Raw genomic sequence first — 24,106 nt, 5'->3', positions numbered from 1 at the left:
TAAGGTGGCTGATTATGCCAAGCCTGCGCGCACGACACCACTCCGGCTCAGGTATCCACAGCACGCGGGTATTCGCGCCCCACTCTGGAGTCACGCGGAAAGACGAATTGTGTTAGTCTCTGCGGTTTTAGCGCCTGTTCCACTTTGTACAATTCTACTCTGCACAACTGCACTGCACATGCTGCAATACGCAAATCCTGCAACGCGCACATACCACAAGGAGACTGACTTCATGGCCATTACCCGTATCAATCCCGACGCACGCTGGTCCGACGCGGTTATCTATAACAACACGCTGTACTACACCAGTGTGCCGGAAAACCTGGATGACGACGCCAAGGCCCAAACCGAAAACGCGCTCGCATCGCTGGATGCCATCTTGCAACAGGCGGGCAGCGATAAGAGTCGCCTGCTGGATGTCACTATTTTTCTGGCCGATAAAGCGGATTTCGCCGCCATGAACGCCGCCTGGGATGCCTGGGTCGTAGCAGGTAGCGCACCGGTGCGTTGCACCGTCGAAGCGAAACTGATGAACCCCAAATTTAAAGTGGAAATCAAAGCGATCGCCGCTGTGGAATAACACTCGCGGGCGGCGGTGACCTGTGCCGCCCGTCAGCCATTACTCTTGTGCGTCGTCATCCTCAAAACGCGCCACCACCCGCGCCCCTTGGTGGTTTTGACGCAATTCCTCCGCGACCTGGGCGATGGCTTCACCGCTACTCATGCCTTCCGCCATCAGATGCTGTATTCTTTCCACCGCTTGTTGCTGCTGCTCATGGGTCAGCGCCGGGATACCTGCAAACATCATTCTTCTCCTGAAAACCTTTTTATGCCGACAATGCCCGCGTCAGGTTGCGGTTTGTGGTACGCTTGCAACACTGCAACGCCTGCTGCCGGTTCAGCACTCGGCTGCCGGTATGACCAACACCGCGAGACCATACCAATACCGTTATGCCGACATCGATAGTCTATCATGCTCTGTCCTACCAACCGGATGTGCTGTTACGCCTTTTTAGCACACTCTCACACCAGCCTTGGGCGATGTTGCTCCATTCCGGATTTGCCGACCATCCTCATAACCGGTTTGACATTCTGGTCGCCGAGCCACGCCTGACGCTAGAGACGATTGGTACACAAACCACCATTCAACAAGGTGATACCCGGCAGATTTCGATCGAAGACCCGTTTTTATTGCTGCAACAGCACATCGATGCGCTGGCAGTCAACGTCCCACCCCATCCGGATTATCCGTTTCAGGGCGGCGCGCTGGGCCTGTTTGGGTACGATCTGGGTCGACGGGTAGAAACCTTGCCGTCAGTGGCGGCGCGGGATATCGACCAGCCTGACATGGCGGTAGGTATTTACGATTGGGCGTTAATTGCCGACCATCACCAACAACGCCTGACCCTGGTGTGCCACGGAGATATCGCGAGCCGACTGGCCTGGATAAATAATCTTTCCCCCGTTGAGCCGGGCGCATTTTGCCTGACCAGCGACTGGCAAGCCAACATGAGCCGCGAACAGTACGGTGAAAAATTCCGCCGAATTCAGGACTATCTGCGTGCTGGCGATTGTTATCAGGTCAATCTGGCTCAGCGTTTTCAGGCGGCTTATCAAGGGGATGAATGGCAGGCCTTCCTGACGCTTTCCGCCAGCAACCGGGCACCGTTTTCTGCTTTTTTGCGATTACCGCATAGCGCCGTGCTCAGCATTTCGCCAGAGCGTTTCCTGTGGCTGCACGATAACCACATTCAAACGCGACCGATCAAAGGCACACTGCCGCGGCTGCCGGATGCCGACGAAGATGCCCGTCAGGCGCAGCGATTGGCTGACTCCGAAAAAGACCGTGCAGAAAACCTGATGATCGTTGACCTGCTGCGCAACGATATTGGTCGGGTCGCCGTGCCGGGTAGCGTGCGTGTTCCCGAGTTATTTGTCGTGGAGCCTTTTCCGGCGGTACACCATCTGGTCAGCACCATTGAAGCGCAACTCCCGTCGCAACAGCACGCCACGAACCTGCTACGCGCCTGCTTTCCCGGCGGCTCGATCACCGGCGCGCCCAAGGTACGCGCGATGGAGATTATCGAGGAACTGGAGCCTCACCGACGCAATGCGTATTGCGGCAGTATCGGCTATCTCAGCGTTTGCGGCACCATGGATACCAACATCACCATTCGCACACTGATCGCCACCAACGGCACACTTTCCTGCTGGGCGGGTGGTGGAATTGTGGCCGATAGCGAAGAACAGGCAGAATATCAGGAAACATTCGACAAGATTGGCCGCATTCTGCCGTTATTAACAGTATCGACTATGGATTAAACCGGAGGGCTGAACATCATGACGGATACCACGCTGTTGCCTTTCTTACCCGATACAGATGATGACGCCCCTTACGATCTGGACGCATTTATTACACGCTTTCAGTTGCAAACAGCACCGGTTTTGCCGATTACTCGCCACCAACAGCAGGCGGCTGTGCTGATACCGATTATCCGTCGCCCGGACCCATGCCTGCTGCTGACACGCCGTTCGCCCCACCTGCGTAAGCATGCCGGACAGGTAGCGTTCCCCGGCGGAGCGGCAGATCCGGAAGATACCTCGCTGATTGCCACCGCGCTGCGTGAAGCCGAGGAAGAAGTCGCCATTCCGCCAGCATCGGTTCAGATTTTGGGTACACTGCCTGCCTTCGACAGCTCCAGTGGTTATCAGGTCACGCCGGTGGTCGGCCTGTTACCGGAAAACACGCCTTTTCATCCTAACGCCGATGAAGTCGCAGAACTGTTTGAAATGCCATTACGAGAGGCGTTTGCCCTACAGCGTTACTACCCGCTGGATATCAAACGCCATCAACAACGCCACCGGGTTTACCTTTCCTGGTATCAGCAACAACTGGTCTGGGGGCTGACCGCCGCCATCATTCGTCAGTTAGCACTGCACGTGGCGATGCCGGAGTCCGTTTGATTTTGCCGTGTTTCCCTTCGCCAGCTATAAGTTATTTTTCGGCATAACATAACTTTATTTCATGTGAAAAGCCGAATATGTCAGCATACTCTCCACTACAATAGCGCGATCTATCGAGTTTTATTCTAAAGCAAGTCAGCTTCGCGCCATCACACCGGATATGTGGTGGTATAGCGAGCAACGACGACCCGCTTCCTATATAGTCACAACAGGCAACGCCCTGAGAGGAGTTTCAGCGTGATAAGCGTATTCGACATGTTCAAAATCGGAATTGGCCCCTCCAGCTCTCATACGGTTGGACCGATGAAAGCCGGTAAGCAATTTGTCGATGAACTGCAACAGCGGGATTTGCTGTCTCGTACCGATCGGGTCATGGTCGAGGTTTACGGCTCTCTCGCTCTGACCGGCAAGGGTCACCATACCGATATCGCGATTATTCTTGGTCTGGCGGGTAACCAACCCGATACGGTAGATATCGATGCTATCCCGACGTTCATTCGGGAAGTCGAGCAGACCGAACGGTTGTCTCTGGCAGGCGCACATGAGGTCGCCTTCCCCCGCGAAGGCGGCATGATCTTTCGGGGAGAAAATTTGCCGCTGCACGAAAACGGCATGACGCTGACCGCTTTTGCTGCCGATCTTCCGCTGTTTCGCCAAACGTATTACTCGATCGGCGGTGGGTTTATCGTCGATGAAGCGCACTTTGGTCAGACTCAGGAAGATACCCTCACCGTTCCGCATCCTTACCGCTCGGCCCGGGAAATTCTGGAGCACTGCAAACAGAGCGGACTTTCTATTTCCGGCATGATGATGCGCAATGAACTGGCGTTGCATAGCCGTCAGGAAATTGAAGATTATTTCGCTGCGGTCTGGCAAACCATGCGTGCATGTATGGATCGCGGCATGAATACCGAGGGCGTGCTACCTGGCCCGCTGCGGGTGCCGCGCCGCGCCGCCGCGCTTCGCCGCATGTTGGTCTCCTCGGACAAGCTATCTAACGACCCGATGAACGTTGTGGACTGGGTCAACATGTTCGCACTGGCAGTCAACGAGGAAAACGCAGCCGGAGGACGGGTTGTCACCGCACCGACTAACGGCGCTTGTGGTATCGTGCCGGCGGTACTGGCCTACTATGATCACTTTATCGAACCCGTCGGCCCCGGTATCTATCTGCGTTATTTCATGGCGGCTGGCGCGATTGGGTCGTTGTATAAAATGAATGCGTCTATTTCCGGAGCGGAAGTCGGTTGTCAGGGCGAAGTGGGTGTGGCCTGTTCGATGGCGGCGGCGGGTCTGGCTGAATTGCTGGGTGCCAGCCCGGAACAGGTGTGCGTAGCCGCAGAAATCGGTATGGAACACAATTTAGGCCTGACCTGCGATCCGGTTGCCGGACAGGTGCAAGTGCCGTGTATCGAGCGCAATGCTATCGCGTCCGTCAAAGCCATCAACGCGACCCGCATGGCGATACGCCGCACGACTGAAGCGCGCGTATCACTCGATAAGGTGATTGAAACCATGTACGAAACCGGCAAAGACATGAACGCCAAATACCGTGAAACTTCCCGCGGTGGGCTGGCAATCAAGGTTCAATGCGACTGATGGCAAACGCTCCATTGATTTATCCTGACAGGAATTGATACTTTTGCGCCAGTAACGCCCGCCACAACGGCGGGCGTTACATCACTCGGCCGACACGGCTTATACAGCGTTTTCTGCGGTTGTTTCCGGTATACGAACCACCCGAACCAGTTCAATACGGTAGTCCGTCGCTTCCACGATCAGGAAACGCAATCGGTGCAGCTCCAGTGTGTCGCCCACTTTGGGGAATTCATCGCTGTGCGCCAATAACAATCCCGCCAACGAGGTATAATCCTCTTTCGGGTCGACCAGGTCCTGCACATTGAGCACCTGCTGCAACGAATGCAGATCGGTCCCCCCTCGTACCAGCCAGCCGTCCCCGTCTTCGATGATGTCCAGCGTTTCATCTTCATCCGGGAATTCGCCAGCAATTGCCTCCAGAATATCCAGCGGCGTAACCAGCCCTTGTACCACGCCAAACTCATTGGTGATGATCACCAGACTGCCTTTTGCCCGGCGCAGTACCGGCAGCAGATTGATCACATCCAATGTTTCAGGGACCACGATCGGCGGGTTGTTGGCAGCGAACTGTTCCACATCGGTATGTTCTTCCAACGCGACCAGCAAGTCTTTGGCACGCACGACACCGACCAGCTCATCCAGCGATCCCCGACACACCGGAAACAGACTATGGGGTGTATCCAGTAATTGCAGACGAATATCTTCCACCGACCGTTCGCTGTCCACCCAGGAAATATCGGTACGCGGCGTCATAACACTACGCAGGGAGCGGGAAGCCAGCGTCAGCACCCCGCTTATCATGTAGCGTTCTTCTTCCGCAAACGTTTCTTCCGGTTGTTGCAGCGGCTGCTCTTCCTCATCATGGGTCGCTTTGCGCGCCCCCATCAGACGCAAAATCGCTTCGGCGGTACGTTCACGCATAGGTAAGTGCGACTGGTGTTTGATGAAGTTGTGTCGGGCAACCTGGTTAAACAGTTCGATAATGATCGAAAAACCGATCGCCGCGTACAGGTAGCCTTTCGGGATATGGAAACCAAACCCTTCAGCAACCAGACTCAGGCCGATCATCAGCAGGAAGCTCAGACAAAGCACAACGACGGTTTGATGCGCGTTCACAAAACGGGTTAACGGCTTCGATGCCAATAACATAATGGCCATCGCAATCACCACGGCGGTCATCATCACACCCAGATGGTTGACCATACCTACCGCTGTAATCACCGCATCCAGCGAGAACACCGCATCCAGAATAACGATCTGTACCACTACGGCCCAGAAACTTGCCTGCGCACGGTTGGCATTGGGATCATGCGGGCGATTTTCCAGCCGTTCATGCAATTCCATCGTGGCCTTGAACAGCAAAAATATCCCCCCGGCCAGCAAAATCAAATCGCGGCCCGAAAAGCTAAACTGCCCGACGAAAAACAACGGTCGAGTCAGTGTCACCATCCAGGAAATCAGTGATAGCAGGCAAAGCCGCATCAACAGCGCCAGCGATAAACCGATGACTCGCGCCTTGTCACGCTGTCTGGCAGGCAGTTTATCTGCCAGAATGGCGATGAACACCAGGTTGTCGATACCCAATACAATTTCGAGTACCACCAACGTCAGTAAGCCTGCCCAGATTGAGGGATCCAGCAAAAATTCCATGTCAGACTCCGGAAAATGAACGAGCAAACGACATCAATGCCGTCGCATTATGCAGCGAAAGAAAAAGAGAGATATCAGTACAAGGCTGAATACGGCCTGAATGGCCAATTAGCTGAAGAACCCCACCGGCCAGCGCCGGAGTAAAAGAAATGAATCGTCGGTGACAGTCCATAGGAAGGGCGTTTACCCGTAACTCCTCTGTAATTAAAGGGAGAGTAACTTTAACAGAGTCAATGCTATTTTCCACAACGATTTTCTGTGACTCCAGCCGGTCGCATCATGGGCAACACAACCATCGTCAGCGCAATTCCGCTACTAATTGTCGAGCGATATCACATAATTTATTTATTCGACCCCTAAAATAAATCCTGCCGATGTCAGTCTGTCCTGAATCGATTCATAAAGCGGCGTAATGCGTACCTTACGCGCTTTTTGTGCCCTATATCGGAAAGAATCAGGCAAGAAACGGTATTGCAGCCATACTGAATATCGCTCACAGATAAACGTGACGAAATTTATCCAGATAATCAGACAGATTTCACTCTCAACAAAACAGTGATTCTTGAAAGGAGGGAGCAAGTGAGTATTGCCATCATACTATGCACTCACGGCGCCACGGCCGGTCCGCTGTTAAATACAGCTGAAATGATTCTTGGTGAACAGAGTAACGTTGGTTGGATTGATTTTGTTCCCGGCGAAAACGCCGAGATCCTGATGGAAAAATATCAGGCGAAACTAGCCGAGCTGGACACCTCGCAAGGTGTGCTTTTTCTGGTCGACACCTGGGGCGGTAGCCCGTTTAACGCGGCCAGCCGTCTGGTGAACGACAAGAAAAATCACGAAGTGATTACCGGGGTCAATATTCCCATGCTGGCCGAAACATTTATGGCCCGCGACGACAACCCAGCCTTCGACGAACTGGTTGCCATCGCTCTGGAGGCCGGTCGTGCTGGCGTCAAAACGCTGAAGGCACCAGAACCGGGAAATGCGCCTCGCCCTGCCCCTGTCAGCGCCAAACCAAGCGCACCACCGGGAGCGGGTGGACACATGAAAATCGGGTTGGCCCGCATTGATGACCGCCTGATTCACGGGCAAGTCGCCACCCGCTGGACCAAGGAAACCAACGTCAGCCGGATTATTGTGGTTAGCGACGAAGTGGCGGCGGATAACGTGCGAAAAACGCTACTGACTCAAGTCGCTCCTCCCGGCGTTTCTGCGCATGTGGTCGATGTCGCCAAGGCTGTCAGAGTTTACGATAACCCGAAATACGCCGCTGACCGCGTTATGCTGCTGTTTACCAATCCAACCGATGTACTGCGACTGGTGGAAAACGGCGTCGAGATTAAGTCGATCAATATTGGCGGGATGGCTTACCGTCAGGGCAAAACCCAGGTCAATAATGCAGTATCGATTGACGACAAGGATATCGACGCGTTCAACAAGCTCCATGCGCGAGGTATTGAGCTGGAAGTCCGGAAGGTATCGACAGATACCAAACTCAATATGATGGATTTGATCACCAAAGTGCCGCGTTGACGCCTCCGGAGCAACGAAGCGCGTAACGACGTTATTGTTCGGACCACTATTCTCACAGGAGAAGTACCATGGAGATCACCACGTTTCAAATCGTGCTGATATTTATTGTGGCCTGTATTTCAGGTATGGGTTCTATTCTCGACGAATTCCAGTTTCACCGGCCACTGGTGGCTTGTACCCTCATCGGGCTGGTGCTGGGCGATCTGAAAACCGGGATTATTATCGGCGGTACACTGGAAATGATCGCATTAGGCTGGATGAACATCGGTGCGGCGGTTGCACCCGATGCGGCCCTGGCCTCTATCATCTCTACCATTCTGGTTATCGCTGGTGGCCAAAGCGTCGGTGCCGGGATCGCTCTGGCTATCCCGCTGGCTGCCGCAGGTCAGGTATTGACCATTATTGTGCGCACTATCACCGTCGCCTTCCAGCATGCCGCTGACAGCGCCGCCGAGCGCGGTAACCTTTCCGCTATCAGTTGGATCCACGTTTCCGCCCTGCTGTTGCAGGCCATGCGTATTGCTATCCCTGCGGTGATTGTTGCCATTTCAGTCGGAACAGAAGCGGTACACGGCCTGCTCTCTTCCATCCCCGAAGTGGTCACCACTGGGCTGAATATCGCCGGCGGTATGATCGTAGTCGTCGGTTATGCGATGGTCATCAACATGATGCGCGCCGGTTATCTGATGCCATTTTTCTATTTGGGCTTTGTTACCGCCGCCTTCACTAATTTCAATCTGGTCGCACTGGGTGTCATCGGTGTTGTTATGGCGGTGCTGTATATCCAACTCAGCCCTAAATACAACAAAGCTCATGGTGCAGCGGCTGCATCGTCAAACAACGATCTTGATAACGAACTGGATTAACAGGAGAGCAAGCCATGGTGGACACCACAAAGAAACTGACTCCCAGCGATATTCGCGCCGTGTTCCTACGCTCGAACCTGTTCCAGGGGTCGTGGAATTTTGAACGCATGCAAGCACTGGGCTTCTGCTTTTCCATGGTACCGGTGATTCGTCGCCTCTACCCGGAAAACTCGGAAGAGCGCAAACAGGCGATTAAACGCCATCTGGAGTTTTTTAATACACAGCCATTTGTCGCCGCCCCCGTTCTGGGCGTGACGATGGCGATGGAAGAACAGCGCGCCAACGGCGCACCGATCGACGATGGGGCGATAAACGGCCTGAAAGTCGGGCTGATGGGGCCGCTGGCCGGTGTGGGTGACCCGATATTCTGGGGAACAGCGCGCCCTGTCTTCGCGGCGCTGGGTGCTGGCATCGCTATGAGCGGCAGCCTGCTTGGTCCTATCCTGTTTTTTGTATTGTTTAATCTGGTGCGCCTGTTGGTGCGCTATTACGGTGTGGCTTACGGTTACCGTAAAGGGGCGGATATCGTGAGTGACATGGGTGGCGGCTTGCTGCAAAAAATGACTGAAGGGGCGTCGATTCTGGGGCTCTTCGTCATGGGGGCGCTAGTCAACAAATGGACCCACGTTAACATTCCTTTGGTGGTGTCGCGCGTAACTGGGCAGGACGGGCATACCACCGTCACGACGGTGCAATCGATACTTGATCAATTGATGCCAGGTTTAGTGCCGTTACTGCTGACATTTGGCTGTATGTGGCTTCTGCGCCGCAAAGTGAATGCACTTTGGTTGATTGTCGGCTTTTTCGTTATCGGTATCATCGGTTACTGGATTGGCGTGTTGGGACTCTGACGCAACCGGCCGGGGCAACCCGGCCATGTTATTTTTTGTATTGTTAGACAGAGAGATCGTTAAACTGTCATCGCCTTACGTTCCTGACGATATTTGCCACTTTCACCATCCAAATTGTTTTTAGCGCCTATCACCACCATTGGAGTTGTACATGACTTTTACCGACGTTGTTCTGATGGTCTCGATTGCCTTGTCACTGCTGTACGCCATTTACGATGAGTTCCTCATGGGTCGACAGCATGGTCATACCCTGCTCAAGGTGCAATTGCGACGAAAACACCGACTGGACGCGCTGATCTTTATCGTATTGGTGGCGATACTCATCTACAAGAATGTCACAACGCAGGGCGCTTACCTGACAACATTGTTGCTTTTTTCGCTCATACTCATGGCGATATATCTCACCATGATTCGTTACCCAAAATTACTCTTCAAAGATCAGGGTTTCTTTTATGCCAATACCTATATTCCTTATCACCGTATTAGGAATATGAATTTATCAGAAGACGGCATTCTGGTGATTGGGCTTGAAAAAAGGCGACTACTGGTGGCGGTCGATGATTTGGATGATTTAGAGAAAATATATAATTTTATGATTGAAAATCAATGAAATGAAATAAATTCGCTTTGCGAATAAATCGTCATCCATATTAACCTAATATATCTGGTCGCTATTTTAACCACGTAGTATTGTTTTAATTTTCACCAATTGTTTCCGGCCTTTTAAAGATGAAAATAATTCTCAATTTCAATTAAACCCATATATTATTTATTGTTGTTTCCTGCAGGAATAATATGGTATCTTTGCGCCGTCCTTGGGGAGTAGCCGATTCCTGATATCTCACATTCAGGAATGCTCGTATCAACATACTCGTTCTTCACTGAACGTGGTACGAGCGGCCAGACTGGCAGGCGAGACCATAGACACGTGATCCGTCGTCTGGTTGGGGGGGGATTACGTGGATATGGAGAACTGCCCAGCCGAGGCCATTTATTATGAATTTATCCGCTACACTCATTCTTGCTTTTGGCATGTCTATGGACGCTTTTGCTGCGTCTATTGGTAAAGGTGCCACACTGCACAATCCCCGTTTCCGTGAAGCTATACGAACTGGTCTCATCTTCGGTTTTGTCGAGGCGTTGACGCCGTTAATCGGTTGGGCGCTCGGATTTTATGCCAGCCGTTTTATTCTCGCCTGGGACCATTGGGTTGCTTTCAGTCTGCTGCTCATTTTGGGCGGCCGTATGATTGTGCAAGGGTTAAAAGGCGAAGACGCCTGTAACTGCGAGAAAATATCTAAACACAGTCTGTTCGTTTTGGTGTGCACCGCTGTCGCCACCAGTCTGGATGCGATGGCGATTGGCGTCGGGTTGGCGTTCCTGCAGGTGAATATCTTCCACACCGCGATGGCCATCGGTTGTGCCACCATGATCATGGTGACACTCGGCATGATGATTGGCCGATATGTCGGTCCCATCCTGGGTAAACGAGCCGAAATTCTTGGTGGCGTGGTTCTGATCGGCATAGGCTGCAACATTCTTTACGAACACCTGCTCGATCTCGCCTGATGAATACACCAACGGGCAGCCTTCGCTGCCCGTTCGTTATCCCACGCGCTTCAACCTTCGCGCCGGTGCAATCGAATCAGAAAATCGGTTTCACACTCAAACTGCGATTCTGCCATTAATCCATCACGTACATCCGGCGTCGCTCGCCACGCAAATGGCGTCATCTGTAATAGACTAGCGGCATCCGTTCCCGTCATCGACATGCGATACTGTAGCCGCTCAACGGTTTCCAGCACAAACCCCGGAAATACTTCATCAATTTCAGGATGCGGTTTGACATCCTGGTAAACCCGCGCTTTGAGCGACAATAAATGGTTGGGCCCTGGAGAGACGGTCATCACCCCTCCTCCAGGCTGAATAACCCGCGCCAGTTCGTCGCCATTGCAGGGCGCATAGATTTTCAATACGGCAGCCAAAGAGTTGTCCTGAAAAGGCAGCCGTTGGCTGGAGGCCACACAAAACATGACCTGGGGATAGCGTTTTGCCGCTCGCTGTATCGCCGCTTTAGACACATCTAGCCCATAAACAGGCATCTGCTGCGGGGCGAGTTTGTCCGCTAGCGCGGCCGTGTAATACCCCTCGCCACACCCAATATCCAATAATGCCCCCGGCAGTCCCTGCATGCAGAAAGACAGGCGCTCTGATACCCGATCGCGCAGCGGCTGATAGTGCCCATTATCAAGAAAAGCCCGGCGGGCCTGCATCATTTCAGCACTGTCTCCCGGCTGTTTGGAGCGCTTAAACTGCACTGGCAGTAAATTGACGTACCCTTCCCGTGCGCGATCAAAATGGTGTCGTCCACAAGACCAACGATCGGATTCGGCGTATAGGGGTTGATGACATAGAGGGCATTGATAAGGCACTGACGATTTTTGCATAGCGTTCTTGATGATGAGAAAAGCAAAAAACCCGCACAGGGCGGGTTTTATGGCATGAGCTGGAAATTACAGCGCAACAACATTCACTGCAGAAGGACCTTTCTGGCCATCCTGAATTTCGAACTCAACATTCTGGCCTTCAGCCAATGTTTTGAAGCCGTTGCCCTGAATTGCAGAGAAGTGTACGAACACGTCTTTGCTGCCATCAGCCGGAGTAATGAAACCGAAGCCTTTAGACTCGTTGAACCACTTAACCTGACCTTTAATCTTTGCCATTTCAAAGTTTCCTTGAATAGTTTAAACCGCACTGAGGCGTTATACAGAAAAACCAGAGTCGTTACTGCTTGAGGCACTAAAATAAGGATCGGCAGAGAAGTGGTATTCAACGCTAACGTTTGTACTCAAGACTTCTTTACTGAAAATGCCATTCATATACAGAACTGTACCTCGTTTTACCCAGATGCGTTATTACATACTATGTAATCGTTGGCAAGCCATTTTTTACCAGCAATGGACATGTCGCACAAATTAGAACCTTTAATGTATCATTAATATCCACTCTACAATATCCCGGGATATTGATACACCAAAGCATTCTCTTCGGTGCACCCAACCATTTGATTATGTGCACGGTATTTCAATTACGCAAGTCGCTATGATCGACTTATTGCTGAATGTACTATGCCATAAAAAAATAATATTACTCATCAATCACAGGATGTAGTCGCTGTCCAGACACTGTTGGCAAAAAGTGTGACTAAGGCTTTCTTTTTTACTCTTTTGTAATAAGAGAACCCCCTCAAACCGGTCAGCACGACAGAACGTCTATTTCCAATCGTGACTATCCGCTTTTATAATAATGAAACATAGCAAATAGATATGAAAAATAGTTCTGAGCATCCTCAACAACCGCCTCCTCAGAACGCAAACGCATGCTGAGCCTGGGTAACCGTATCGTCATATAGCCCGCCACCGTCGTCCTGGCGTTGCCAGACACATGTTAGCCAGAGTAATAAATCAGCACACTGGCAACGCCTGATCTACCGGGTCACACATTCCCCCCCAGAACAGAGATAACATTATTTTTGCAAAAAAATGATGTAATGATGATTTATGTCCCGTTTATTACAGATTCATTTCTATTTTTTAGCCGCAGAAAAAATGTTTATACCCGATTATTACTCGATGACACCGGTTGTTTATTTCTCCATGGGTCAATAATGTTACGGAGTTATATTTCTCACGCTGCCTGTATCACCATCATTCAATCGGTGTGATCACATTTTGCACCGAACAAAAAATTAATCTGTATCAACCTCTGACGCATCCGCCAGTAATAAACAACATCAGCCCACGTCAAATTCACTATTCCGTTCGTTCATTTACCGTTGTGTGCTCGTTTTTTGATCTCCATCGTGACAACCCCGACACAGCGCGTTATTGTGTCTTTACCGCCACTATCCAATCATTCACGTCTATACCGGCACCGGCGGGTTCATCTTTTTCTGAGGGGCAGACCGGTCAGTCTCTGCATCATGGTGATGCACATCTGCAAACCTCATTTCCGGTAGCAACGATAACGCTGCCAGCTGTGCGCCAGATTCTGTTTTTACTCTGCATAAATCGCTAACGTAATGGTACATCGGCAACATCAACGGGAGGTGACCTATGTGGCAGACGATCGAGCAACTGCTGGAAGAACATCTTGGCCACGGTGATATCCTGGATCGGCGGGAATTACCTGGTGGTGAAGTTCATTCCGCCTGGTATCTGCGTTACGGCCAGTATGACGTTTTCGTCAAATGCGATGCCCGTGAATTACTGACCAAATTTCGGGCAGAAGCCGAGCAACTGGAACTCCTGGCGCGTAGCCAAACAGTGCAGGTACCGGCTGTTTATGGTGTCGGCAGCAACCGCGATTACAGCTTTCTACTGCTGGAATACCTCGCTCCCAAACCCGCATCCGCCCACGATGCATGGCGGCTGGGGCAGCAGTTGGCACAGTTGCACCAATGGAGTGAGCAACCGCAGTTTGGGCTTGATTTTGATAATGACCTCTCGACTACCCCCCAACCCAATGCCTGGCAGCGCCGCTGGTCCAGCTTTTTTGCCGAACAACGCATCGGCTGGCAGCTACAGTTGGCAGCCGAAAAAGGGCTACATTTTGGGGATATCGATGCACTGATTACGCTGGTGGAAAAACGCCTTTGTGGCCATCATCCACAACCGTCGTTGCTGCATGGTGATTTATGGTCTGGAAATACCCTCAACACCGACCGTGGCTATTATCTGTTTGACCCCGCCTGTTACTGGGGAGACAGGGAATGTGATTTGGCGATGTTGCCGCTGCACCCTGAGTTACCGCCACAGATTTACGATGGCTACCAAAGCGTCTGGCCACTGGAGAGGAATTTTGTTGAGCGACAGCCAATCTATCAAATTTACTATCTGCTTAATCGTGCGAACCTGTTTGGCGGCAAACACGTGGTGACAGCTCAACAGGCGATAGAACATCACTTGTTATAATGCACAACTGGTTGTCGTCGTACGCAGACAATCAGACTCGATACCGGGGCAGCGTCAGCCCCGGTAAGCTCACCCCACTATACCGACGACTTTCAGCGTCAGGTAACCGATGACGCCAACAACAATCGGCAGGATGTACAGCGGAAAGAATTGCAACAAAATCGTATGCCGGGGCAGCTCTACACGTGACTCCAGTTCTTCACGCGTTTTACCTTCATCCCCTTTGACCTTCTCCAGAATCAACTGGTCTTCCAGCCCTTCCCGGATATGTTTTACCTGGCGGGACAAACGGGAACCAGACACTTGCAATGCCAGGCCAACAAACATCAGCACATAAATAAGCCAAAACATAACAGTAGCGGGTGACGACAAACGACCAAAGTCAGGAACCGGTGAGTTGTACCAAAAGAGGTTTAAAAACGGTGTATTGAAACGCAGCACCTCAACAACCAGATGTAAAAAGTCCTGCATCACACCATTGATCCCCTGCTTTTTCTCGGTAAAAGCATGGATGAGATTGGCCAGTGAGATAATGGTCGAAAGCAAAGCAGGAAGGAAGACGACCCACCCCGTAATACGCTTAATCACGGCAAAAAGGCCAGCCTGTTGATACGTCATGTGTTCCCCTTGTGCGTGACGTCACGCCCAGTGCCACGGTGGGCAAAAAGTGTAGACCCATAAAACCCGTTAGCAGGGTACTTCAGGTTTTAACAGAGTCAACGTTTTCTTTCCCGGCCACCTGGCTACCTATTTTGACCACGATAGCCATCCAGACGATGAAAAGCAGAACATAAGAATAGGATATAAGCAAGGTGTCGACACCGTCGCCGACACCTTAATTAATAGAAGAAAATAAATAGAAGAACGCAGATTATGCGAAAAACTCAGAGGAAGTCGGCACGTTTGGGCGAGAAGGTATCAATCAGTACACTGCCTTCTTCAAGCGATACCACACCGTGCATTTCATGCTTCACCGCCATGTAAGCATCGCCGGTTTTGAGAATGCGCTTTTCGCCTTCAATCACTACTTCGAAGCTCCCTGCCGCGACATAAGCTATCTGATCATGAATGTCGTGTGTGTGTGGCGTACCGATAGCGCCTTTGGCAAAATGGACGCATACCATCATCAGGTCATCGCTCCAGGTGATGATTTTACGTTTGATACCGCCGCCCAGTTCTTCCCACGGCGTTTCGTCGTCAATAAAGTACCTTCTCATGCTTTCTCCTCAAAGGTAATACAACGTGCTTCCCTGATGTGAACAAGGTAACACAAAGGGTTATGCCGCTATTCTAGTAACAACGGCATCAGATTAAACATAAAATAAGCAAAACCATGACGTCTCTCAAGAAATAAATAAAACATTATTTCATTTTTATTGAATTCACATCTCAACCGCACTATTATCGCGTCATAACACGAAAGAACCGGGCAAAAAAGGTTCAGGTGACGTTGTCACTGCCACGCAAGGTGACCTGTTCCGCCCGGCGCTTTCCTGTCAGGCCATGGCCTGATGTCTATCTGAAAGCGAGGAGCAACCATGCAAGTCCGTCAGAGCATCCACAGCGACCACGCCCGCCAGCTTGATACTGCTGGTCTGCGGCGCGAATTTCTGATCGAGCACATTTTTGATGCAGACACCTGCACCATGACGTATAGCCATATTGACAGGATCATCGTAGGCGGCGTTATGCCCGTCCATCAGGTGGTGACAATAGGCGAAGACGTGGGGACACAATTGGGCGTCAGCTACTTTCTTGAGCGTCGTGAATTGGGCGCCATCAATATCGGCGGCAACGGCGTAGTCAGCGTTGACGGCGAGCGCTATGAAATTGGTCACGAAGAAGCGATTTACATCGGCAAAGGCGCACGGGATATCCGGTTTACCAGCGTAGACCCGTCTGCCCCGGCGCGTTTCTACTATAACAGCGCGCCTGCTCACACCACTTATCCAACACGCAAGATTACCGCCGCTGATGCGTCTCCCCAAACCATCGGGGATAACGCGACCAGCAACCGACGTACCATCAACAAATATATCGTTCCTGATGTGTTACCGACCTGCCAGCTTACTATGGGTCTGACCAAACTGGCGGAAGGTAGCCTGTGGAACACCATGCCGTGTCATACCCATGAGCGCCGTATGGAGGTGTATTTCTACTTTGATATGGACGAGGAAACGGCCGTGTTTCACATGATGGGGCAACCACAGGAAACGCGCCATATTTTGGTTCACAACGAACAGGCGGTGATTTCGCCGAGCTGGTCGATTCATTCTGGTGTAGGCACCAAACGCTACACCTTTATCTGGGGTATGGTTGGCGAGAATCAGGTTTTCTCAGACATGGATCACGTCAAAGTTAGCGAATTGCGCTAGCGGCTTACCCACCAGATTTCGTGTTGCAGGAAAGCGGCAAGCAGGCAAATCCGTGTCCCGTAGAGGGGATGGTGAAAGCGGCCACTCGACCGGCAACCTGAAAAATGACGGGTATAACCGGTATTTCCCTACAGTAACAAGCTCACGACAAAACATGTCGTTTACAGAGAGATTAAAGCTATGATTCTAGATGCATTCAATTTACAGGGCAAAGTGGCACTGATTACGGGTTGTGATACCGGCCTGGGTCAGGGTATGGCTGTCGGTCTGGCAGAAGCAGGTTGTGACATCGTCGGCGTCAACATCGTTGAGCCGAAAGAAACCATCGAAAAAGTCACTGCCACAGGCCGTCGTTTCCTCAGCCTGACCGCTGACATGAGCGATATCTCCGGTCATGCTGCACTGGTGGAAAAAGCCGTAGCTGAGTTCGGTAAAGTGGATATTCTGGTTAACAACGCTGGCATCATCCGTCGTGAAGACGCCATCGAGTTCAGTGAAAAGAACTGGGATGATGTGATGAATCTGAACATCAAGAGCGTGTTCTTCATGTCGCAGACTGTTGCCCGTCAGTTCATCAAACAGGGTCATGGCGGTAAAATTATTAATATCGCCTCCATGCTGTCCTTCCAGGGTGGTATCCGCGTACCGTCTTACACCGCGTCCAAGAGCGCCGTCATGGGGATCACCCGCCTGCTGGCCAACGAATGGGCAAAACACAACATCAATGTAAACGCTATCGCCCCTGGCTACATGGCAACCAACAACACCCAGCAGTTGCGTGCCGATCAAGACCGCAGCAAAGAAATCCTGGATCGTATCCCGGCGGGTCGTTGGGGTCTGCCGCAGGATTTGCAAGGCCCGGCCGTGTTCCTGGCATCCAGCGCCTCCGATTATGTGAACGGTTACACCATCGCAGTCGACGGTGGCTGGCTGGCTCGCTAATTTTCTACAAAATTTCTTTATGGACAAAGGCACAATGTATTATTGTGCCTTTCTTCTATCTATCAGCAAGTTACTCTTTCCACTCCTTCCCTCCCGGTTTCCAAATTCTCCATAAAAAATTTTCAAAACAACGTTCCGACTTTGATCACACTTTCGATACTGAGCACATGACGAAAATATAACTTGGGCAATATAATCAATCAAAACAATGTTTCTATTTATAAGGAACTGTTTCTTCCAGTTCTGCAAGAAGGTAGTCCATGAGTATTTTTACTGATTTGAACACCAGCAGAAAATGGCAAATCGACCAGTGGTTATCGGCGATTAACAGCCACATTGAAAAGATTCAGCAATACGCTCACAGCGCGGTCAATCCCACGCCGTTATTGGCTGACGGATTTGAGATAAAAACACAATCTCCCGTTGTCTGGCGGTTTCCCGATGGCCATGATGCACCAATCTCTAACTTCGCCAGTCAGCAAAACTGGCTGCGTTTATTAATATCCATGAGCGCAGTCACAGAAACAGAAAAATATCGTCAGTCTGCTTTTGCTCAGTGCGAATATTTTCTGGACCGCTTTGCCGATGAAAATAGCGGGCTTTTTTACTGGGGTGGCCATCGTTTTATTCATCTCGACACATTAGCCAGTGAAGGACCAGAATCAAAATCGCTGGTACATGAATTAAAGCACCATCTTCCTTATTATGAGTTCCTGTATCAGGTCAACCCTGAAAAAACCCATCATTTTATTCAGGGATTCTGGAACGCACATGTAGAAAATTGGGATAGCCTGGATTTGGGGCGCCACGGCGATTACGCCAAGATGCGCGATCCACACGTCTTTGAGCATGCCCGGCATGATGTCGTCGACCCTGCCAAATGGCCGGAGCTGCCGTTAACCAAAGGGTTAACCTTCGTTAATGCCGGTACTGACCTGATCTACGCCGCCTTCGTTTACGCCCGCCACAGCGGTGATACACAGGCGTCTGACTGGGGTAAACACCTCTACCGGCAGTATGTATTGGCGCGTAACCCGGAAACCGGCATGCCGGTTTACCAATTCAGTTCGCCATTGCAGCGCCAGCCCGTACCGGCTGATGACAATCAAACCCAGTCCTGGTTTGGCGACCGCGCACAGCGGCAGTTTGGTCCGGAATTTGGCACCATTGCCCGTGAAGCGAATGTGTTGTTCCGCGATATGCGTCCATTGCTGATCGACAACCCGCTGGCAATGCTCGATATTTTGCAACACCACCCTGATACCGAAACACTCACTTGGGTCATCACCGGCCTGAAAAATTACTACCAATACGCTTATGATATCGACAGTAATAGCCTGCGGCCGATGTGGAACGATGGCCAGGACATGACCGGTTACTGCTTCAAGCGCGATGGTTACTACGGCAAGGCGGGTACCGTGTTAAAGCCGTTCCCGCTGGAAGGTGATTATCTGCTGCCATTGGTGCGTGCCTGGCGACTGAGTCACGATAGCGACCTGTATACGTTGATCATGACGATGTTGTCACGGTTGGAAAAAGAAGGCTTTCATCAGTCCGCCTCACCATTCCTGTTGTTGGCAATTACCGAACTGGCGCACACTCAGCAATCCGCACAGTGGGCGGAATATGCCTGGCAAATGGCGGAAATTTTATTTAAGCGTCATTTCCACCACGGCTTATTTGTGCGCTCTGAACACCATCGTTATGTACGCCTTGATGACCCCTTCCCTGCCATTCTGTTGACGTTGATCGCCGCCTGCAGAAATAAATGTCAGGAAGTTCCTACGATATTAACCCAAGGGGGATATATCCATGGCGATTATCGGATTAATGGAGAAAGCCGGGTTATTTATGACACGGAGTTTATTTACCCAGAGAAACTAATTTATTGATTTTATTTTTACAGACTCACCATTACAAAAGTAGGTAAGCATTATGAATGAAAACAGAATGCTGGGGCTAGCTTATATCTCCCCCTATATAATAGGGCTGATAGTTTTTACCGCTTTTCCCTTTATTTCGTCGTTCGTACTCAGTTTTACTGAATACGATTTAATGAGTCCGCCCACCTTCACCGGCCTGGAAAATTACCACCGGATGTTTATGGAGGACGATCTTTTCTGGAAATCCATGGGAGTGACGTTTGCTTATGTGTTCCTGACCATTCCGCTGAAACTGATTTTCGCACTGCTCATCGCATTCGTGCTGAACTTCAAATTACGTGGCATCGGTTTTTTCCGTACAGCCTATTATGTGCCATCAATTCTCGGTAGCAGCGTCGCTATCGCCGTACTGTGGCGCGCATTGTTCGCCATTGATGGGTTACTCAATAGCTTTATCGGCGTCTTCGGTTTAGACCCGGTTAACTGGCTGGGCGAACCCTCGCTGGCGTTAATGTCAGTCACCTTGCTGCGTGTGTGGCAGTTCGGTTCCGCGATGGTTATCTTCCTGGCTGCTCTGCAGAACGTGCCGCAATCCCAGTATGAAGCAGCGATGATCGATGGTGCCTCAAAATGGCAGATGTTCCTGAAGGTCACCGTACCGCTGATTACGCCGGTTATCTTCTTCAACTTCATTATGCAGACAACGCAGGCGTTCCAGGAGTTTACCGCGCCCTATGTCATTACTGGTGGTGGCCCAACCCACTACACCTATCTGTTCTCGCTCTATATCTACGATACCGCGTTCAAGTATTTCGATATGGGGTACGGTGCCGCGCTGGCATGGGTGCTGTTCCTGGTGGTAGCCGTATTTGCCGCTATCTCCTTCAAATCGTCTAAATACTGGGTGTTCTATTCCGCCGATAAAGGAGGAAAAAATGGCTGATATTCATTCTCCACTCTCTGCGCAGAACATCGCCGCAGAAGAAGTTCGCCGCACGCTGCGCCGTGAAAAAATCAGCGCCAGCATCCGCTACATCATTTTGCTGGCCGTCGGCATCCTGATGCTCTACCCGCTGGCGTGGATGTTCTCAGCATCGTTCAAACCGAACCATGAGATCTTCACCACCCTCAGCCTGTGGCCGACACACGCCACCTGGGATGGTTTTATCAATGGTTGGAAAACCGGTACCGAATACAACTTCGGTCACTACATGATCAATACCTTCAAGTATGTGATTCCGAAGGTGGTGTTGACGGTCATTTCTTCCACCATCGTCGCTTACGGTTTTGCCCGGTTCGAGATTCCGTGGAAGAACTTTTGGTTCGCCACGCTGATCGCCACCATGCTGTTGCCAAGCACCGTTTTGCTGATTCCGCAATACATCATGTTCCGTGAAATGGGCATGCTGAACAGCTACCTGCCGTTGTATGTGCCGGTTGCATTCGCCACCCAGGGATTCTTTGTCTTCATGCTGATTCAGTTCCTGCGTGGTGTACCGCGTGATATGGAAGAAGCCGCACAGATCGATGGGTGCAACTCCTGGCAGGTACTGTGGTATGTCGTAGTGCCGATTCTGAAACCGGCCATCATTTCGGTCGCACTGTTCCAGTTCATGTGGTCAATGAACGACTTTATCGGTCCGCTGATTTACGTTTACAGCGTCGACAAATACCCGATTGCGCTGGCGTTGAAAATGTCTATCGACGTGACAGAAGGCGCACCGTGGAACGAAATTCTGGCAATGGCGAGCATCTCCATTCTGCCGTCCATCATCATTTTCTTCATGGCGCAGCGCTACTTCGTTCAGGGCGTTACCAGCAGCGGAATTAAAGGTTAATTGAGGATTTATCATGGCTGAAGTCATTTTCAACAAACTGGAAAAAGTTTACTCCAACGGTTTCAAAGCAGTTCACGGTATCGACCTGACGATCAAAGACGGCGAATTCATGGTCATCGTCGGTCCGTCTGGTTGTGCCAAGTCCACGACCCTGCGCATGCTGGCCGGTCTGGAAACCATCAGCGGCGGTGAAGTTCGTATCGGCGACAAGATCGTCAACAATCTGGCACCAAAAGATCGCGGTATCGCGATGGTGTTCCAGAACTACGCGCTCTATCCGCACATGACGGTGCGCGAAAACCTGGCCTTCGGTCTGAAACTCAGCAAGATGCCGAAAGACAAGATCGAAGCGCAGGTGAATGAAGCAGCCAAAATTCTGGAACTGGAAGAATTGATGGATCGCCTGCCGCGCCAGCTATCCGGTGGTCAGGCGCAGCGTGTGGCGGTAGGCCGTGCCATCGTGAAAAAACCGGATGTATTCCTGTTCGATGAACCACTCTCCAACCTGGATGCCAAGCTGCGTGCCTCAATGCGTATCCGTATCTCGGATCTGCATAAGCAGTTGAAAAAGAGTGGGCATCCTGCGACCAGCGTCTACGTGACCCATGACCAGACCGAAGCCATGACGATGGGTGACCGCATTTGCGTGATGAAGCTGGGCCACATCATGCAGGTGGATACACCAGATAACCTGTATCACTTCCCGAAAAACATGTTTGTCGCCGGTTTTATCGGTGCGCCGGAAATGAACATCAAGCCGGGCAAACTGTTGGAAGAAAACGGTCAGATCTCATTGCAGGTCGGCCAATACACCATGAGCTTGAACCAATCCAAGCAGGACAAAGTTCGCAATTATGTGGGTAAAGATATCTGCTTCGGCGTTCGCCCTGAATACGTCACGGTATCGGAAACACCTTTCGATGGCGGCCATTTCCAGGGAGACCTGGTGCGTGCCGAAAACATGGGCCACGAATTCTTTATGTACATCAAGGTTGATGGGTTTGAGTTGACCAGTCGTATGCCATCAGACGAAGCGCGGACGATTATCAACAACAGCATGCATCGTCAGGTGTATTTCAAATTTGATATGGATAAATGCCATATCTTTGATGCAAAAACAGAACAAAATATCTCTCTCTAACAGGAGTATAACCGATGAAAAAAGTGATCCTACGGACATTAATTGCCTCTTCTCTGGCGCTGATGGCGCACCAGTCTTTTGCTGCTGACCAGGTTGACCTGCGCATGTCATGGTGGGGCGGTAACGGTCGTCACCAGGTGACATTGAAAGCCATCGAGGAATTCCAGAAAAAGTACCCGGACATCAAAGTTAAAGCAGAATACACCGGCTGGGATGGTCACCTGTCCCGCCTGACTACCCAAATCGCAGGTAATACCGAGCCGGACGTGATGCAGACCAACTGGAACTGGCTGCCGATTTTCTCCCGCACAGGTGACGGTTTCTACGACCTGAACAAGGTGAAAGACGTACTGGATCTGTCGCAGTTTGATGCCAAAGAACTGCAGGCCACGACTGTCGACGGCAAACTGAACGGGATCCCGATCTCGGTGACAGCACGTGTGTTCTATTACAACACCGAAACCTGGAAGAAATCTGGCTTAACTTACCCGAAAAACTGGGATGAGTTGATGAACGCCGGTAAAGTCTTCAAGGAAAAACTGGGCGACCAATTCTACCCGCTGGTACTGGAGCATCAGGATTCTCTGGCACTGCTGAACTCCTACATGGTTCAGAAATACAACATCCCGGCGGTAGACGAGAAGAACAAGAAATTCTCTTATACCGAGGCACAGTGGGTAGAATTCTTCGAGACGTATAAAAAGCTGGTTGACTCCCACGTCATGCCGTCTGCGAAGTACTACGCCTCGTTTGGCAAGAGCAACATGTATGAAATGAAGCCATGGATTGCGGGTGACTGGGGCGGTACTTACATGTGGAACTCCACCATCACCAAATACTCCGACAACCTGCAGCCACCGGCCAAACTGGAGTTAGGCTCCTACCCCATGCTGCCAGGTGCTAAAGAGGCAGGGCTGTTCTTCAAACCTGCTCAGATGTTGTCCATCGGCAAATCCAGCAAGCATCCGAAAGAAGCGGCCATGCTGATCAACTACCTATTGAACAGCAAAGAAGGGATTCAGGCGTTGGGCCTGGAGCGTGGCGTGCCGTTGAGCAAAGCAGCCGTCGCTCAATTGCGTGCTGATGGTGTGATCAAAGACAACGATCCATCCGTGGCTGGTCTGAATCTGGCATTGTCTTTACCACATGAAACCAAGACATCACCTTATTTCGATGACCCACAAATTGTCGCATTGTTTGGTGATGCCATTCAGTATATCGATTATGGTCAGAAATCTGTGGAAGAAACGGCTAAATATTTCCAACGGCAGGCTGATCGTATTCTGAAACGCGCAATGAAAGAATAATTGCCATTTGATTTTCTATTTAAAGCCCCGAGCGCTAAGCCGGGGCTTTTTTATTTAAATTGAAACAAAAAGAATCATTCTGTCGATCATCGTCACAATTTGAAATGATTTTGAATTCATTGTGATTCTAAAAGATCAAGATCACAAAACGAAACCAAATAATCCATAAAATAGAACTCGT

Annotated in this window: 24 protein-coding genes and 1 riboswitch; of the genes, 17 read left to right on the top strand and 7 right to left on the bottom strand. The window is 50.9% G+C overall.

The features are described from left to right. Window positions 1–232 precede the first annotated feature (232 nt). On the top strand, window positions 233–580 hold the full coding sequence (locus FGI04_RS07710; protein WP_016941436.1) for a RidA family protein: 348 nt from the start codon (window positions 233–235) through the stop codon (window positions 578–580). A gap of 39 nt (window positions 581–619) precedes the next feature. Here the strand turns inward: FGI04_RS07710 and FGI04_RS07705 are convergent, their stop codons facing one another. Next, complete coding sequence (locus FGI04_RS07705; protein WP_342701289.1) at window positions 620–805, bottom strand: YoaH family protein; 186 nt, start codon at window positions 803–805, stop codon at window positions 620–622. 146 nt (window positions 806–951) lie between these two features. Between FGI04_RS07705 and pabB the strand changes: the two genes are divergently transcribed. The 3 genes from pabB (at window position 952) to FGI04_RS07690 (ending at window position 4,563) form a co-directional block, all read left to right on the top strand. Continuing rightward, window positions 952–2,322: an aminodeoxychorismate synthase component 1 gene (gene pabB, locus FGI04_RS07700; protein ID WP_407336534.1), complete on the top strand. Its 1,371-nt coding sequence runs from the start codon at window positions 952–954 to the stop codon at window positions 2,320–2,322. An 18-nt stretch (window positions 2,323–2,340) separates the two neighbouring features. Continuing rightward, window positions 2,341–2,964 carry a CoA pyrophosphatase gene (locus tag FGI04_RS07695; RefSeq protein WP_342700910.1) on the top strand — a complete coding sequence of 208 codons (624 nt, stop codon included), beginning with the start codon at window positions 2,341–2,343 and terminating at the stop codon, window positions 2,962–2,964. A 237-nt stretch (window positions 2,965–3,201) separates the two neighbouring features. Further along, window positions 3,202–4,563, top strand: coding sequence for an L-serine ammonia-lyase (locus FGI04_RS07690; protein WP_038904266.1), 1,362 nt, complete (start codon window positions 3,202–3,204; stop codon window positions 4,561–4,563). 99 nt (window positions 4,564–4,662) lie between these two features. Here the strand turns inward: FGI04_RS07690 and FGI04_RS07685 are convergent, their stop codons facing one another. Beyond that, on the bottom strand, window positions 4,663–6,213 hold the full coding sequence (locus tag FGI04_RS07685; RefSeq protein ID WP_342700912.1) for a TerC family protein: 1,551 nt from the start codon (window positions 6,211–6,213) through the stop codon (window positions 4,663–4,665). A gap of 579 nt (window positions 6,214–6,792) precedes the next feature. Here FGI04_RS07685 and manX point away from each other — a divergent pair. The 5 genes from manX to mntP all read left to right on the top strand — a co-directional run bounded on the left by manX (window position 6,793) and on the right by mntP (window position 11,035). Continuing rightward, the gene (gene manX, locus FGI04_RS07680) at window positions 6,793–7,749 is read left to right on the top strand and encodes a PTS mannose transporter subunit IIAB (RefSeq protein ID WP_407336533.1); all 957 of its coding nucleotides are present in this window, start codon (window positions 6,793–6,795) and stop codon (window positions 7,747–7,749) included. Window positions 7,750–7,817: 68 nt separating this feature from the next. Beyond that, window positions 7,818–8,615 carry a PTS mannose/fructose/sorbose transporter subunit IIC gene (locus FGI04_RS07675; protein ID WP_342700914.1) on the top strand — a complete coding sequence of 266 codons (798 nt, stop codon included), beginning with the start codon at window positions 7,818–7,820 and terminating at the stop codon, window positions 8,613–8,615. Window positions 8,616–8,629: 14 nt separating this feature from the next. Continuing rightward, complete coding sequence (locus FGI04_RS07670; RefSeq protein WP_016941443.1) at window positions 8,630–9,466, top strand: PTS mannose transporter subunit IID; 837 nt, start codon at window positions 8,630–8,632, stop codon at window positions 9,464–9,466. A gap of 151 nt (window positions 9,467–9,617) precedes the next feature. Next, window positions 9,618–10,076: a DUF986 family protein gene (locus FGI04_RS07665; RefSeq protein WP_407273426.1), complete on the top strand. Its 459-nt coding sequence runs from the start codon at window positions 9,618–9,620 to the stop codon at window positions 10,074–10,076. A gap of 195 nt (window positions 10,077–10,271) precedes the next feature. Continuing rightward, window positions 10,272–10,455: riboswitch (yybP-ykoY riboswitch) on the top strand. Between the two features lie 7 nt (window positions 10,456–10,462). Continuing rightward, window positions 10,463–11,035 carry a manganese efflux pump MntP gene (gene mntP, locus FGI04_RS07660; RefSeq protein WP_342700916.1) on the top strand — a complete coding sequence of 191 codons (573 nt, stop codon included), beginning with the start codon at window positions 10,463–10,465 and terminating at the stop codon, window positions 11,033–11,035. Window positions 11,036–11,085: 50 nt separating this feature from the next. Here mntP and rlmA read toward each other — a convergent pair whose 3' ends face one another. The 3 genes from rlmA to FGI04_RS07645 all read right to left on the bottom strand — a co-directional run bounded on the left by rlmA (window position 11,086) and on the right by FGI04_RS07645 (window position 12,345). Continuing rightward, window positions 11,086–11,898 (bottom strand): 23S rRNA (guanine(745)-N(1))-methyltransferase, encoded by an 813-nt coding sequence (gene rlmA / locus FGI04_RS07655; protein ID WP_407274752.1) that lies wholly within the window; start codon window positions 11,896–11,898, stop codon window positions 11,086–11,088. 81 nt (window positions 11,899–11,979) lie between these two features. After that, window positions 11,980–12,189 carry a transcription antiterminator/RNA stability regulator CspE gene (gene cspE, locus FGI04_RS07650; RefSeq protein ID WP_012769694.1) on the bottom strand — a complete coding sequence of 70 codons (210 nt, stop codon included), beginning with the start codon at window positions 12,187–12,189 and terminating at the stop codon, window positions 11,980–11,982. Window positions 12,190–12,228: 39 nt separating this feature from the next. After that, complete coding sequence (locus tag FGI04_RS07645; RefSeq protein WP_071526204.1) at window positions 12,229–12,345, bottom strand: DUF2627 domain-containing protein; 117 nt, start codon at window positions 12,343–12,345, stop codon at window positions 12,229–12,231. Window positions 12,346–13,581: 1,236 nt separating this feature from the next. Here FGI04_RS07645 and FGI04_RS07640 point away from each other — a divergent pair. Continuing rightward, complete coding sequence (locus tag FGI04_RS07640; RefSeq protein ID WP_342700917.1) at window positions 13,582–14,439, top strand: fructosamine kinase family protein; 858 nt, start codon at window positions 13,582–13,584, stop codon at window positions 14,437–14,439. Window positions 14,440–14,508: 69 nt separating this feature from the next. Here the strand turns inward: FGI04_RS07640 and FGI04_RS07635 are convergent, their stop codons facing one another. After that, the gene (locus tag FGI04_RS07635) at window positions 14,509–15,057 is read right to left on the bottom strand and encodes a YniB family protein (RefSeq protein WP_407273425.1); all 549 of its coding nucleotides are present in this window, start codon (window positions 15,055–15,057) and stop codon (window positions 14,509–14,511) included. Between the two features lie 266 nt (window positions 15,058–15,323). Continuing rightward, entirely contained in the window at window positions 15,324–15,656 is a 333-nt protein-coding gene (locus FGI04_RS07630; RefSeq protein WP_012884640.1) for a cupin domain-containing protein, read from the bottom strand. 321 nt (window positions 15,657–15,977) lie between these two features. Here FGI04_RS07630 and kduI point away from each other — a divergent pair, with 321 nt between their 5' ends. From kduI to FGI04_RS07595, 7 genes are all read left to right on the top strand, one after another. Beyond that, on the top strand, window positions 15,978–16,814 hold the full coding sequence (gene kduI, locus FGI04_RS07625; RefSeq protein ID WP_342700919.1) for a 5-dehydro-4-deoxy-D-glucuronate isomerase: 837 nt from the start codon (window positions 15,978–15,980) through the stop codon (window positions 16,812–16,814). Window positions 16,815–16,994: 180 nt separating this feature from the next. After that, window positions 16,995–17,756, top strand: coding sequence for a 2-dehydro-3-deoxy-D-gluconate 5-dehydrogenase KduD (kduD, locus tag FGI04_RS07620; RefSeq protein WP_012884638.1), 762 nt, complete (start codon window positions 16,995–16,997; stop codon window positions 17,754–17,756). A gap of 260 nt (window positions 17,757–18,016) precedes the next feature. After that, window positions 18,017–19,648: a pectate disaccharide-lyase PelW gene (pelW, locus tag FGI04_RS07615; RefSeq protein ID WP_407336532.1), complete on the top strand. Its 1,632-nt coding sequence runs from the start codon at window positions 18,017–18,019 to the stop codon at window positions 19,646–19,648. 43 nt (window positions 19,649–19,691) lie between these two features. After that, on the top strand, window positions 19,692–20,582 hold the full coding sequence (locus FGI04_RS07610) for a carbohydrate ABC transporter permease (protein WP_022633693.1): 891 nt from the start codon (window positions 19,692–19,694) through the stop codon (window positions 20,580–20,582). Next, window positions 20,575–21,477 carry a carbohydrate ABC transporter permease gene (locus FGI04_RS07605; RefSeq protein WP_342700921.1) on the top strand — a complete coding sequence of 301 codons (903 nt, stop codon included), beginning with the start codon at window positions 20,575–20,577 and terminating at the stop codon, window positions 21,475–21,477. The genes FGI04_RS07610 and FGI04_RS07605 overlap by 8 nt, the downstream gene beginning before the upstream one ends. 13 nt (window positions 21,478–21,490) lie before the next feature. Beyond that, window positions 21,491–22,618: an ABC transporter ATP-binding protein gene (locus FGI04_RS07600; RefSeq protein ID WP_012884635.1), complete on the top strand. Its 1,128-nt coding sequence runs from the start codon at window positions 21,491–21,493 to the stop codon at window positions 22,616–22,618. Between the two features lie 14 nt (window positions 22,619–22,632). Next, entirely contained in the window at window positions 22,633–23,925 is a 1,293-nt protein-coding gene (locus tag FGI04_RS07595) for an ABC transporter substrate-binding protein (protein WP_248589711.1), read from the top strand. Window positions 23,926–24,106: the final 181 nt, after the last annotated feature.

The sequence above is a fragment of the Dickeya ananatis genome (genome assembly GCF_019464615.1).
GTDB classification, from domain to species: domain Bacteria; phylum Pseudomonadota; class Gammaproteobacteria; order Enterobacterales; family Enterobacteriaceae; genus Dickeya; species Dickeya oryzae.
This window is presented reverse-complemented; position numbering and strand designations above follow the sequence as displayed.

Bases quoted from the DNA above. Each gene is read 5' to 3' on its own strand.
- FGI04_RS07610 (WP_022633693.1), top strand. From the start codon at position 19,692: ATGAATGAAAACAGAATGCTGGGGCTAGCTTATATCTCCCCCTATATA.
- FGI04_RS07600 (WP_012884635.1), top strand. From the start codon at position 21,491: ATGGCTGAAGTCATTTTCAACAAACTGGAAAAAGTTTACTCCAACGGT.
- FGI04_RS07670 (WP_016941443.1), top strand. From the start codon at position 8,630: ATGGTGGACACCACAAAGAAACTGACTCCCAGCGATATTCGCGCCGTG.
- cspE (WP_012769694.1), bottom strand. From the start codon at position 12,189: ATGGCAAAGATTAAAGGTCAGGTTAAGTGGTTCAACGAGTCTAAAGGC.
- FGI04_RS07665 (WP_407273426.1), top strand. From the start codon at position 9,618: ATGACTTTTACCGACGTTGTTCTGATGGTCTCGATTGCCTTGTCACTG.
- mntP (WP_342700916.1), top strand. From the start codon at position 10,463: ATGAATTTATCCGCTACACTCATTCTTGCTTTTGGCATGTCTATGGAC.
- kduI (WP_342700919.1), top strand. From the start codon at position 15,978: ATGCAAGTCCGTCAGAGCATCCACAGCGACCACGCCCGCCAGCTTGAT.
- FGI04_RS07675 (WP_342700914.1), top strand. From the start codon at position 7,818: ATGGAGATCACCACGTTTCAAATCGTGCTGATATTTATTGTGGCCTGT.
- pelW (WP_407336532.1), top strand. From the start codon at position 18,017: ATGAGTATTTTTACTGATTTGAACACCAGCAGAAAATGGCAAATCGAC.
- FGI04_RS07710 (WP_016941436.1), top strand. From the start codon at position 233: ATGGCCATTACCCGTATCAATCCCGACGCACGCTGGTCCGACGCGGTT.
- FGI04_RS07640 (WP_342700917.1), top strand. From the start codon at position 13,582: ATGTGGCAGACGATCGAGCAACTGCTGGAAGAACATCTTGGCCACGGT.
- kduD (WP_012884638.1), top strand. From the start codon at position 16,995: ATGATTCTAGATGCATTCAATTTACAGGGCAAAGTGGCACTGATTACG.
- FGI04_RS07705 (WP_342701289.1), bottom strand. From the start codon at position 805: ATGTTTGCAGGTATCCCGGCGCTGACCCATGAGCAGCAGCAACAAGCG.
- FGI04_RS07685 (WP_342700912.1), bottom strand. From the start codon at position 6,213: ATGGAATTTTTGCTGGATCCCTCAATCTGGGCAGGCTTACTGACGTTG.
- FGI04_RS07645 (WP_071526204.1), bottom strand. From the start codon at position 12,345: ATGAATGGCATTTTCAGTAAAGAAGTCTTGAGTACAAACGTTAGCGTT.
- pabB (WP_407336534.1), top strand. From the start codon at position 952: ATGCCGACATCGATAGTCTATCATGCTCTGTCCTACCAACCGGATGTG.
- FGI04_RS07695 (WP_342700910.1), top strand. From the start codon at position 2,341: ATGACGGATACCACGCTGTTGCCTTTCTTACCCGATACAGATGATGAC.
- FGI04_RS07605 (WP_342700921.1), top strand. From the start codon at position 20,575: ATGGCTGATATTCATTCTCCACTCTCTGCGCAGAACATCGCCGCAGAA.
- FGI04_RS07595 (WP_248589711.1), top strand. From the start codon at position 22,633: ATGAAAAAAGTGATCCTACGGACATTAATTGCCTCTTCTCTGGCGCTG.
- FGI04_RS07630 (WP_012884640.1), bottom strand. From the start codon at position 15,656: ATGAGAAGGTACTTTATTGACGACGAAACGCCGTGGGAAGAACTGGGC.
- FGI04_RS07635 (WP_407273425.1), bottom strand. From the start codon at position 15,057: ATGACGTATCAACAGGCTGGCCTTTTTGCCGTGATTAAGCGTATTACG.